Raw genomic sequence first — 11241 nt, forward strand, 5'->3', positions numbered from 1 at the left:
AGATGTGTATAAGAGACAGACCTTCGCGAGCAGGCTCGCTCCCACAGTTGCCGTTTTCCTGTCGTAGCCTGCGGCAGCGACCGCAGGTGGCTTAACCCCTTGGTTTTGGCCCTTGCTCCAGATGCTGCTGGGTGCAATACCACTCTTGTTGCTGGCTCAGGGCGCGGTCACGGGGCAGGTGTACGCCACAGTGGGCGCAGCGCACCATTGGCTGAGCGCTCGGGTCGACCGGTTTTTTGGTCGCGGCCATACCGGTCTTGTATTTGCGCCACAGCCAAACGCCTGCAGCAATCAGCGCTGCCCAGATCAGTAAACGAAGCATGGTAATTCGCTATTCGAGAAAAGATGCACCAGTTTAGCCAAGGACCTGGCAGGCGCACAGCGGTAAATCAAACATAAAAAAAGAGCTCCGAAGAGCTCTTTTTTTATGTGCTGAACGATCAGTCGAACAGGCCCAGGGTCATGTAGCTGAACCAGGAGCGGCTTTTACCTTCAGCTTGCGGTTCTTCGATGATGTCGCCATCGGCATCCTTTGGCTTCAGTTCTGCCGGGATTGCATCCTTGGCATCCTGGTACTGCTTCTGGATATCCATGTTTGCACGGGTTTCACCCGGTGGCAGCGGTGTGCTGGATTCGATCAGGCCCAATGTGGCCTTGCTCAGCCATGAACGGTTGTCCGACTCGGAAACCTGCGGCACAAACTGGCCGTCTACCAGGCTCGGGTGGTCCGGGTAGTTGGTCTTGAGCACTTCAAGGCTGGTGTTGGCCAGCTGGTCGAGATGCATGCGCTGGTAGGACTCAACCATTACCGCCAGGCCGTCGCCGACCGAAGGAGTTTCCTGGAAGTTTTCGACCACATAGCGGCCACGGTTGGCAGCGGCTACATAAGCCTGACGAGTCAGGTAGTAATCGGCTACGTGGATTTCATACGCTGCCAACAGGTTGCGCAGGTAGATCATGCGCTGCTTGGCGTCGGGTGCGTAGCGGCTGTTGGGGAAGCGGCTGGTGAGCTGGGCGAACTCGTTGTAGGAGTCGCGTGCAGCGCCCGGGTCACGCTTGCTCATGTCCAGCGGCAGGAAGCGCGCCAGCAGGCCAACGTCCTGGTCAAAGGAGGTCAGGCCCTTGAGGTAGTAGGCGTAGTCAACGTTCGGATGCTGTGGATGCAGGCGGATAAACCGTTCGGCAGCCGACTTGGCCGCTTCGGGCTCGGAGTTCTTGTAGTAGGCGTAAATAAGTTCAAGCTGGGCCTGGTCGGCGTAGCGACCGAACGGGTAGCGTGACTCAAGGGCCTTGAGTTTGGCGGTAGCACTGGTATAGCTGTGGTTGTCCAGGTCGGCCTGTGCCTGCTGGTACAGCTCCACTTCGCTGAGGTTTTCGTCAACGACTTCTTTAGTCGACGAGCAAGCGGCGGTCAGTGCGAGGATGGCGATCAGCAGCAGGTGTCTCACTTGCATGGCGGCTTGCGTCCCTATGACGGCCGCTGTCTTGGGCGGGTCCGTCCTGTTATGATGAGTGCCCCGTGAAAAGCCTCGGGGCAAAAGACGCCGTATTTAACCACAAGCGCGCAGCCGAAACCAAAGGCTTGGCGCGGTCCTGATGAGCATGTCCGAGAAAATTCAACTTCGCGAAGAGGTGCCGTCCGAACTGGGTGGCCAACGCCTCGATCAAGTCGCCGCACAATTATTCGCTGAGCACTCGCGCTCGCGCCTTTCCGCCTGGATCAAAGACGGCCGCCTTACTGTGGACGGAGCCGTCATACGCCCCCGTGACATCGTACACGGCGGTGCCATCCTGGAGCTGACTGCAGAGCAGGAAGCCCAGGGTGAGTGGATCGCTGAAGACATCCCCCTGGATATCGTCTACGAAGACGATGACATCCTGGTCATCAACAAGCCTGCGGGCCTGGTGGTGCACCCGGCTGCAGGGCATGCCAGTGGTACTTTGCTCAATGCCTTGCTGCACCACGTACCGGACATTATCAATGTGCCGCGTGCGGGGATCGTGCATCGCCTGGACAAGGACACCACCGGTCTGATGGTGGTCGCCAAGACCATTCAGGCGCAGACACAACTGGTTACACAGTTGCAGAGCCGCAGTGTCAGTCGTATCTATGAGTGCATCGTTATCGGTGTCGTGACCGCCGGGGGCAAGATCGACGCGCCTATCGGCCGTCACGGCCAACAGCGCCAGCGCATGGCGGTAATGGAAGGCGGCAAGCAGGCGGTCAGTCATTACCGTGTGCTTGAGCGTTTCCGTTCCCACACCCATGTGCGGGTAAAGCTGGAAACCGGTCGTACGCACCAGATTCGTGTGCATATGTCTCATATCAACTTCCCGTTGGTCGGAGACCCTGCCTACGGCGGTCGCTTCCGTATTCCGCCGTCTGCCAGCGTGACGATGGTCGAGTCCCTGAAAAACTTCCCGCGTCAGGCGCTCCATGCCCGTTTCCTCGAGCTGGATCATCCGACGACCGGTAAGCGCATGAGCTGGGAATCAGCACTGCCTGACGACTTTGTCTGGCTGTTGACGTTGCTCAAGCAAGACCGTGAGGCATTTATCGGGTGAACACCTTCCTGATTCCTGACTGGCCAGCGCCGGCAGGCATCCGGGCCTGTGTGACCACCCGTGCGGGCGGCGTCAGTGTGGCGCCGTTCGACAGCTTCAACCTGGGCGACCATGTAGGCGACGACCCTGTTGCCGTTGCGCATAACCGCCATCGCCTTACCCATATTTTTGACGTACAGCCCGCCTGGCTTAGCCAGGTTCACGGGGTTGTGGTCGCACCTGCCAATCCCGAACTGATTGTTGAGGCCGATGCCAGCTGGACGGCCACCCCCGGTATTGCCTGTACGGCAATGACGGCGGATTGCTTGCCTGCATTGTTCTGCGATCGTGCTGGCACTCGTGTTGCGGCAGCCCATGCCGGTTGGCGCGGGCTGGCGGCCGGGGTGCTTGAAGCCGCCGCACTAAGCCTCAATGTTGCGCCACAGGAGCTGCTTGTGTGGCTGGGGCCGGCCATTGGCCCCAAGGCATTTGAGGTCGGGGCCGAGGTGCAGGAGGTCTTTGTAAAAGACATGCCCCAGGCCGAAGCCGCCTTTGTGCCCAGCATCAATGCCGGGCGTTTTATGGCCGATATCTATGAGCTGGCGCGTTTGCGTCTGGCCCGCTTCGGTATCACGGCTGTGTACGGCGGGGGTTTTTGCACCGTGACCGACCCGCGTTTCTTCTCCTATCGGCGCAGTCCCAATACTGGCCGCTTCGCATCACTGGTTTGGATCGAAAGACCGTCCAGCTGATCTGCGTCATTTTCCAAACGCTTGAAACTCTCGTAATCGCCCGCATCTACTATGGTATCTGGCAGGTTTCTTCATTCAGGAGTTTCCATCCCTCCGGCCTGCTCATAAGGAAGGTGACGAATGCGTATAGATAGATTAACCAGCAAGTTGCAATTGGCGTTGTCCGATGCTCAGTCATTGGCCGTTGGCCTCGATCATCCGGCCATCGAGCCTGCGCACTTGATGCAGGCATTGCTGGAACAGCAGGGCGGTTCGATCAAGCCGTTGCTGATGCAAGTCGGTTTCGATGTAAACAGCCTGCGTAAAGAGCTGACCAAAGAGCTCGATCAGCTGCCAAAAATTCAGAATCCGACTGGCGACGTAAACATGTCGCAGGATTTGGCACGTCTGTTGAACCAGGCGGATCGTCTGGCGCAGCAAAAAGGCGACCAGTACATCACCAGCGAAGTTGTATTGCTGGCGGCGATGGACGACAACAGCAAGCTGGGCAAGTTGTTGCTGGGTCAGGGCGTGAGCAAGAAAGCCCTGGAAAATGCCATCAACAACCTGCGTGGCGGCGAAGCGGTCAATGACCCGAACGTTGAAGAGTCACGCCAGGCGCTGGACAAGTACACCATTGACCTGACCAAGCGCGCCGAAGAGGGCAAGCTCGACCCGGTGATCGGTCGTGACGATGAAATTCGTCGCACCATTCAGGTCCTGCAGCGCCGTACCAAGAACAACCCGGTACTGATCGGTGAGCCTGGCGTGGGTAAAACCGCGATTGCCGAAGGTCTGGCACAACGGATCATTAATGGCGAAGTGCCTGACGGCCTCAAGGGCAAACGTCTGCTGTCCCTGGACATCGGTGCGCTGATTGCCGGTGCCAAGTTCCGCGGTGAGTTCGAGGAGCGCCTGAAAGCAGTGCTTAACGAGCTGTCGAAGCAGGAAGGGCAAGTCATCCTGTTTATCGACGAATTGCATGTCATGGTTGGCGCCGGTAAAGGCGAGGGTGCCATGGATGCGGGCAATATGCTCAAGCCTGCATTGGCTCGCGGTGAGTTGCACTGCGTGGGTGCGACCACGCTCAACGAGTACCGCCAATACATCGAGAAGGACGCAGCACTTGAGCGTCGCTTCCAGAAAGTACTGGTGGACGAGCCGAGCGAAGAAGACACCATTGCGATCCTGCGTGGCCTTAAAGAGCGTTATGAGGTTCACCACAAGGTAGCGATTACCGACGGTGCGATCATTGCTGCGGTCAAACTCAGCCATCGTTACATCACCGACCGGCAGTTGCCGGACAAGGCGATTGACCTGATGGACGAGGCTGCCAGCCGTATCCGCATGGAGATCGACTCCAAGCCTGAGGTACTGGACCGTCTTGAACGTCGCTTGATTCAACTGAAGGTTGAAGCCCAGGCGTTGAAGAAAGAAGAAGACGAGGCCGCGAAAAAACGCCTCGAGAAATTGCAGGAAGAAATCGAGCGTCACGAGCGCGAATATTCGGACCTCGAAGAGATCTGGACCTCGGAAAAAGCCGAAGTGCAGGGCTCTGCCCAGATCCAGCAGAAAATCGAGCAGGCGCGCCAGGAGCTTGAAGTGGCCCGCCGCAGCGGCAACCTCAACCGCATGGCCGAGTTGCAGTACGGGATCATCCCTGATCTGGAACGCAGCCTGCAGATGGTCGACGAGCACAGCGGCAAAACTGAAAACCAGTTGTTGCGCAGCAAAGTGACTGAAGAGGAAATCGCGGAAGTGGTATCGAAGTGGACGGGTATCCCGGTCTCCAAGATGCTCGAAGGCGAACGCGACAAGCTGATGAAAATGGAAAGCCTGTTGCATGAGCGCGTGATTGGCCAGGACGAGGCCGTAGTGGCTGTGTCCAACGCCGTGCGGCGTTCCCGTGCCGGCCTGAGTGACCCGAACCGTCCTAGCGGCTCGTTCATGTTCCTCGGCCCTACCGGTGTGGGTAAAACCGAGTTGTGCAAGGCGCTGGCCGAGTTCCTCTTTGATACTGAAGAGGCGATGGTGCGGATCGATATGTCCGAGTTCATGGAGAAACATTCCGTGGCTCGACTGATCGGTGCACCACCAGGCTATGTGGGCTACGAAGAAGGCGGTTATCTGACCGAAGCGGTACGGCGCAAGCCTTACTCGGTGATCCTGCTGGATGAAGTCGAGAAAGCTCACCCGGACGTGTTCAACGTGTTGCTGCAAGTGCTGGAAGACGGTCGCCTGACTGACAGCCACGGCCGTACCGTGGACTTCCGCAACACGGTGATCGTGATGACCTCCAACCTGGGCTCTGCACAGATCCAGGAGCTGGTGGGCGATCGCGAGGCACAGCGTGCAGCGGTGATGGATGCGGTCAGCACCCACTTCCGTCCGGAGTTCGTGAACCGGATCGACGAAGTGGTGATCTTCGAGCCTCTGGCCCGTGATCAGATTGCTGGCATCGCCGAAATCCAGTTGGGTCGTCTGCGCAGTCGTCTGGCTGAGCGTGACTTGAGCCTTGAGCTGAACCAGGATGCTCTGGACAAGCTGATTGCGGTTGGTTACGACCCGGTTTATGGCGCACGCCCTCTGAAACGTGCGATCCAGCGCTGGATCGAAAACCCGCTGGCACAACTGATCCTGTCCGGTCAGTTCTTGCCTGGCACCACCGTGACAGCCAGCGTGAAGGACGACGAAATCGTCTTCGCATAAGGTTTGAAAGCGGTGTTTTAAGAGAGGCCTCGCTTTGCGAGGCCTTTTTTTTCTAGGGTGTTGATCTGTAAGGAAAACGCTTGTAATATGCGCCCCGCAGCAAGCAACCCGTAATAGCGACTTGGCCCAAACCGAGAAGCCCGCTGGAAGAGCTAAGTAATTGTCTTCTAACGAAAAATAAGGGTTGACAAGGCTTTTAAAGCTTGTAGAATAGCCGACCTCAGAGACGCCAACGCAGCGATGCGAAGAACTCGAAGAGTGTTGCTAAGCAGTAAGGCAACAACGTTACAAATTGAAATATGTAGTTCCGCGATAGCTCAGTTGGTAGAGCAAATGACTGTTAATCATTGGGTCCCTGGTTCGAGTCCAGGTCGTGGAGCCATTTTCAAGCCGGGGTATAGCGCAGTCCGGTAGCGCGCCTGCTTTGGGAGCAGGATGTCAGGAGTTCGAATCCCCTTACCCCGACCATTTTTGGGTCGTTAGCTCAGTTGGTAGAGCAGTTGGCTTTTAACCAATTGGTCGTAGGTTCGAATCCCACACGACCCACCATTTTTGGCTCCAGTTCGCTGGGGTTAGATCTTAAGATCAGAGGCCAAAAGCACTGATCGAAGAAGGCGCCTCTTGAAGGTGCTTTTTTTTACCGGGGTATAGCGCAGTCCGGTAGCGCGCCTGCTTTGGGAGCAGGATGTCAGGAGTTCGAATCCCCTTACCCCGACCATTTTCTGCCCGGCAGTAATGGGTATAGAAAATAAGGCGCTGATGCCAGTTGCATCAGAGGCCATAAAAGAGCGTCCTTACGGACGCTTTTTTATTGTTGTAAAAGTTGAAATATGCAGTTCCGCGATAGCTCAGTTGGTAGAGCAAATGACTGTTAATCATTGGGTCCCTGGTTCGAGTCCAGGTCGTGGAGCCAGTTTCAAAGAATTTTTGGGTCGTTAGCTCAGTTGGTAGAGCAGTTGGCTTTTAACCAATTGGTCGTAGGTTCGAATCCCACACGACCCACCATGTTCGGCTCCAGTAGCCATAAAAAAAGCGTCCATTGGACGCTTTTTTTATGCCTGTAGGAAACGTAACCCTGTAGTCGCAGCCTTCGTTCTTCAGCAGCTGCTACGAGGTTTTTGCTTCAGCTTGGGTTTGCAGCCTTGTTGTCCGCGTCCTGAAGATCCTGCAGCGCGGCCGAATACTGATCCGCTTCTGCCTTGGGCACCATCTGCCATGACGGCTTGCGCAATGCATAGAAGATAAACGGCGGCACGCCTGCGACGATCAATCCCAGCAACAAAATCCCCGCATATTCGAAAAACGGCATGCTGCTGAAGCTGTTGGGCGGAATAAAGCCGAAAATTAGCGCCACGCAGGTTGAAAACAACCCCAGGTAGCACCAGCCATGCAGCCCCTTGAGCACATAGCCGCGTTTTACATTGGGCTGTGTTTTACGCAGTTTCATGGCCGCCATAAACATGAATACGTAGATGATCAGGTACATCAGCGCAGCCATCGCACTGATCATCCAGAAGGCATCGGATACATTGTCGAGAAAGATGTAAATCGTCGACAGCAGCGTGACGATAACGGCCTGTAAATACAGAATGTTTTTTTGCACGCCTTTTTTGTTCACTTCCTGCATCACAGGTGGAAGCATTCCGGCCTTACCGACGAACAGCAAGCCGGTAGACGGCCCGGCAGTCCAGGCCAGTACCCCGCCCAACGCACCGATAATCAGCAAAATGGCCATGATCGGGGTTGCCCATGGCATGTCGAAGCCCTGGAAGAACGCAGCGTAAGCCTGGATAACCCCGGCGGTAAGGCTGGTTGAGTCAGCGGGTACCACCAGCGAAATCGCCACCGTGGGCGGGATAAACACCAGCAGGATCATAAAGAAGGCCAAGAGAATCGCCCGGGGCATTTCCTTTTGCGGGTTACGCAATTCACGGGCGTGAATGGCGTTCATTTCGATACCGGCAAACGCCAGGAAGTTACTCACAATCAGTACCAGGCCGGTAATGGCGCCGGTAAATTCCTGCCAGAAGTCCGGGTGCAGGTTGCGCGAGCCGGATTTGACTGTGGAGTGGGTATCGAAAATGGCCGGGATCAAGGCATCCCAAGTCAACGGGGTGGCTGATTTATGCCCCAGCACCAGCCAGGCGACGCCGAGCAAAACCAGCAGCGCGGCGGGTAATGCGGTGCCCAGCAGCATGAACCATGACGTCAGCTTCGACAGTGCTGTCAGCCCGTTAAGTGCCACAAATGTCGATAGCCAGTATAAAACGATGATGACGGCGGCAGTAAATACACCGCTTTTGGCCAGTTCAGGGTTGATCAGATACGCCATGGTGCTGGCGCCAAACCCGAGCACAATCGGGTACCAGACCACCACTTGTACCCACATGAACCACATGATGAAAAAGCCCGGGCGGTCGCCGTAGGCTTGTCTTACCCAGCCATAAATCCCGCCGTTCCAGCCTGTGCCCAGTTCAGAAGCGACCAGGGATACCGGAATGAAAAACAGCAGTGCGGGGATGACATAGAGAAAGACCGAGCCCAGGCCATAGACGGCCATGCTGGGTAACGAACGAATACTGGCAACAGCGGCAACCATCATAAAGCAGATGGTCAGCCAGGACATGTAGGTTTTAGCTTTGCTGGTGGTGGCCATAAGTATCCCGCTCCCTTACGCGAATTCGTGCAACAGGCTCAGATTGAGCGTGCGGCTAAGGTATTCGGCGGCCAGTTGACCGCGAACGCTGTTACCGGCTCCGTCCAGTGGCGGGGCAAAGGCGGCGATGGCGCACACCCCCGGAACCACAGCCAGAATGCCGCCGCCGACCCCGCTTTTTCCCGGCAGGCCGACTTTGTAGTACCAGTCCCCGGTGGTGTCATACAGGCCATTCAGGGTCATCTCGGAGAGGATTGGCGCCACGTTGTTGGCCCGAACCGCGCGTTTTCCGCTGATCGGGTTGACGCCACCATTGGCCAGGGTAGCGCCCATGGTCACCAGGTCATGGCAGGTGATCGCCACGGAACATTGACGGGTGTAGACGGCGCACACTTCCATCGGGTCGGCGTACATATAGCCGTAACTCTGCAATAGCCAGGCAATGCCGCGGTTGTGCTGGTTGGTCTTGGCTTCCGATTGATAAACCTCGTCGTTGACCGTCAGTTCACGCCCGGCGAAAAGGTTGTAAGTCGCCTGGATCTGGTCCCAGCGCGCTTGCGCCGTATCGGCTTCGAGGAGGCTGACAGTGGCCATGGCGCCTGCGTTTACAAAGGGGTTGAGCGGTCGGCCCTTATGCAGTTCCAGGGCAATCACCGAGTTGAACGGCTCACCTGTGGGGTCGCAACCGATCTTGCTGCGCAAGGCTTGCGGTCCCACTTCATCGAGTACATGGGCGAGGGTGAATACCTTGGAAATCGACTCGATGGCGAAGGCGTAATCGGTGTCGCCGACTTCTGCATGGGTACCGTCGCAGAACATGATGCTGATGCCGAACAGATGGGATGGCACTGAGGCCAGGTAAGGGATGTAGCTGGCGTTCTTGCCGTGCTGATTGCTGGCAAACCGTTGCAGGGACTGGTCCAGCGCCTGTTTTACCGTGCTGTCTACGGTCGTGGGTCTTTGCTTCATCGTGCTCGCTCCGTGAGTACTATCGAGAATCGAGACTATAGATCGGAAAATGCACGGTGGTCGGAAATCGGACGGCAGACCTCAAATGCTTGGCTATGCTGGCTGGGCCGAAGCTGAGCCAGAGTTGCAACGGCGGGCTCATAGATTGACCAATACTCAAGGAGAGTTCACATGGCACTGCACCGTATCAAGCGCAACAAGGACGTCGACCCCGTATTTGGTTCTTCTGCGCTGGCTCATGCCGCTGCAATCAAGCTGTTCCCCGAGGCTGAGCAAGCGCCGGGTGAGGTTTTCCAACTGGTCCACGATGAGTTGTATCTGGATGGAAACTCCAGGCAGAACCTGGCGACCTTTTGCCAGACGTGGGAAGAGGACGAGGTCCACAAGTTGATGGACCTGTCGATCGACAAGAACATGATCGACAAGGATGAGTACCCGCAGTCTGCGGAGCTGGAAAACCGCTGTATTCATATGCTGGCGGACTTATGGCATTCGCCCGAAGCGGCTACCACCATCGGTACTTCCACCGTAGGCTCCAGCGAAGCCTGCATGCTGGGTGGTCTGGCTGCATTGTGGCGCTGGCGTGCGGTGCGCAAGGCGGCAGGCAAGCCGACAACTACGCCGAATATGGTGTGCGGTCCGGTGCAGGTGTGCTGGCACAAATTTGCCCGTTACTGGGACGTCGAAATTCGTGAAGTGCCGATGTCGGAAGGGCATTGGTTTATGACCCCCGAGGACATGCTGGAGCGGGTCGATGAAAATACCATCGTCGTAGTGCCGACCTTTGGCCAGACGTTCACCGGGCTGTATGAAACCGTAAAGCCGTTATCCGATGCTCTGGATGACTTGCAAAAAAGCACGGGTCTGAATATTGATCTGCACGTCGACGGTGCAAGTGGCGCGATGCTGGCTCCGTTTTGTGCGCCGGATATTCTTTGGGATTTCCGCGTGCCGCGGGTCAAGTCCATCAGTACCTCCGGGCACAAGTTCGGCCTGGCTCCGCTGGGCGCGGGCTGGGTGGTTTGGCGGGATGAAAAGGAACTGCCTGAAGGGCTGGTGTTTCATGTGAATTATCTGGGGGGTGATATGCCTACGTTCGCCCTTAACTTTTCACGTCCGGCCGGGCAGATCATCTCGCAGTACTACAACTTCTTGCGTCTGGGGCGTGAAGGCTATGAGCGTATTCATTCAGCCTGCTACCAGACGGCACAGTTTCTTGCGGCTGAACTGGTCAAGGTCGGACCGTTCGAGATGCTCTATAACGGTGACCCGCAGCTGGGGATTCCGGCGTTGACCTGGCGTCTGAAGCCAGGGGCGAAAACTTCATATTCGCTGTATGACCTGGCAGACCGGTTGCGCACCCGTGGCTGGCTGGTACCTGCGTATAGCTTGCCGGCAAATGTCGAGAACGTAGTGGTGCAGCGGATTCTGGTGAAGCAGGGTATGTCGATCGACATGGCCAAGTTGTTGCTGGAGGACTTTGTGCGCGCGGTGAAATTCTTTGACGAGCATCAGCCCCACGGCTTTAAAGGCCGTGAAGCCGAGGCGGGTAATCACGCGGGGCGCTGATTACGCGGCGCTGTAGATACTCTGTTGTAGATCAAGCCCTATTGCTGTCTCTTATACACATCT

The 11241-nt window shown here is 56.7% G+C and carries 8 protein-coding genes and 6 tRNA genes; 10 read left to right on the top strand and 4 right to left on the bottom strand.

All coding sequences use genetic code 11. The annotated features are described in order from the left end of the window. Window positions 1-91: 91 nt before the first annotated feature. Complete coding sequence (locus tag QN377_RS22455; RefSeq protein ID WP_094999338.1) at window positions 92-322, bottom strand: PP0621 family protein; 231 nt, start codon at window positions 320-322, stop codon at window positions 92-94. A gap of 118 nt (window positions 323-440) precedes the next feature. Further along, the gene (locus tag QN377_RS22460) at window positions 441-1454 is read right to left on the bottom strand and encodes an outer membrane protein assembly factor BamD (protein WP_094999337.1); all 1014 of its coding nucleotides are present in this window, start codon (window positions 1452-1454) and stop codon (window positions 441-443) included. 148 nt (window positions 1455-1602) lie between these two features. On the opposite strand from QN377_RS22460, the gene rluD reads away from it, so the two are divergent. The 9 genes from rluD to QN377_RS22505 all read left to right on the top strand — a co-directional run bounded on the left by rluD (window position 1603) and on the right by QN377_RS22505 (window position 6989). Continuing rightward, window positions 1603-2565 carry a 23S rRNA pseudouridine(1911/1915/1917) synthase RluD gene (gene rluD, locus QN377_RS22465; protein ID WP_094999964.1) on the top strand — a complete coding sequence of 321 codons (963 nt, stop codon included), beginning with the start codon at window positions 1603-1605 and terminating at the stop codon, window positions 2563-2565. Then, the gene (gene pgeF, locus QN377_RS22470) at window positions 2562-3296 is read left to right on the top strand and encodes a peptidoglycan editing factor PgeF (protein WP_095018371.1); all 735 of its coding nucleotides are present in this window, start codon (window positions 2562-2564) and stop codon (window positions 3294-3296) included. Before rluD ends, pgeF begins: the two co-directional genes overlap by 4 nt. A 120-nt stretch (window positions 3297-3416) precedes the next feature. Continuing rightward, window positions 3417-5984, top strand: coding sequence for an ATP-dependent chaperone ClpB (clpB, locus tag QN377_RS22475; RefSeq protein ID WP_094999335.1), 2568 nt, complete (start codon window positions 3417-3419; stop codon window positions 5982-5984). A 306-nt stretch (window positions 5985-6290) separates the two neighbouring features. Beyond that, window positions 6291-6366, top strand: a tRNA-Asn gene (locus QN377_RS22480). A 9-nt stretch (window positions 6367-6375) separates the two neighbouring features. Further along, window positions 6376-6452, top strand: a tRNA-Pro gene (locus QN377_RS22485). 5 nt (window positions 6453-6457) lie between these two features. Next, window positions 6458-6533, top strand: a tRNA-Lys gene (locus QN377_RS22490). A gap of 92 nt (window positions 6534-6625) precedes the next feature. Beyond that, window positions 6626-6702: transfer RNA gene (locus QN377_RS22495), tRNA-Pro, on the top strand. A gap of 119 nt (window positions 6703-6821) precedes the next feature. Then, window positions 6822-6897, top strand: a tRNA-Asn gene (locus QN377_RS22500). Window positions 6898-6913: 16 nt separating this feature from the next. Continuing rightward, a tRNA-Lys gene (locus tag QN377_RS22505) sits at window positions 6914-6989 on the top strand. A 118-nt stretch (window positions 6990-7107) separates the two neighbouring features. On the opposite strand, the gene QN377_RS22510 is transcribed toward QN377_RS22505, so the two are convergent. Together QN377_RS22510 and glsA are read right to left on the bottom strand one after the other, a co-directional pair. After that, complete coding sequence (locus tag QN377_RS22510; RefSeq protein ID WP_095001626.1) at window positions 7108-8640, bottom strand: amino acid permease; 1533 nt, start codon at window positions 8638-8640, stop codon at window positions 7108-7110. Between the two features lie 15 nt (window positions 8641-8655). After that, window positions 8656-9609 (bottom strand): glutaminase A, encoded by a 954-nt coding sequence (glsA, locus tag QN377_RS22515; RefSeq protein ID WP_095001625.1) that lies wholly within the window; start codon window positions 9607-9609, stop codon window positions 8656-8658. A 171-nt stretch (window positions 9610-9780) separates the two neighbouring features. On the opposite strand from glsA, the gene QN377_RS22520 reads away from it, so the two are divergent. Further along, the gene (locus QN377_RS22520; RefSeq protein ID WP_095001624.1) at window positions 9781-11178 is read left to right on the top strand and encodes a glutamate decarboxylase; all 1398 of its coding nucleotides are present in this window, start codon (window positions 9781-9783) and stop codon (window positions 11176-11178) included. Window positions 11179-11241: the final 63 nt, after the last annotated feature.

This window comes from Pseudomonas sp. CCC4.1 (assembly GCF_035019225.1).
In the GTDB taxonomy this organism is placed as follows: domain Bacteria; phylum Pseudomonadota; class Gammaproteobacteria; order Pseudomonadales; family Pseudomonadaceae; genus Aquipseudomonas; species Aquipseudomonas bubulae.

Bases quoted from the DNA above. Each gene is read 5' to 3' on its own strand.
- QN377_RS22510 (WP_095001626.1), bottom strand. From the start codon at position 8,640: ATGGCCACCACCAGCAAAGCTAAAACCTACATGTCCTGGCTGACCATC.
- rluD (WP_094999964.1), top strand. From the start codon at position 1,603: ATGTCCGAGAAAATTCAACTTCGCGAAGAGGTGCCGTCCGAACTGGGT.
- QN377_RS22460 (WP_094999337.1), bottom strand. From the start codon at position 1,454: ATGCAAGTGAGACACCTGCTGCTGATCGCCATCCTCGCACTGACCGCC.
- glsA (WP_095001625.1), bottom strand. From the start codon at position 9,609: ATGAAGCAAAGACCCACGACCGTAGACAGCACGGTAAAACAGGCGCTG.
- QN377_RS22520 (WP_095001624.1), top strand. From the start codon at position 9,781: ATGGCACTGCACCGTATCAAGCGCAACAAGGACGTCGACCCCGTATTT.
- clpB (WP_094999335.1), top strand. From the start codon at position 3,417: ATGCGTATAGATAGATTAACCAGCAAGTTGCAATTGGCGTTGTCCGAT.
- QN377_RS22455 (WP_094999338.1), bottom strand. From the start codon at position 322: ATGCTTCGTTTACTGATCTGGGCAGCGCTGATTGCTGCAGGCGTTTGG.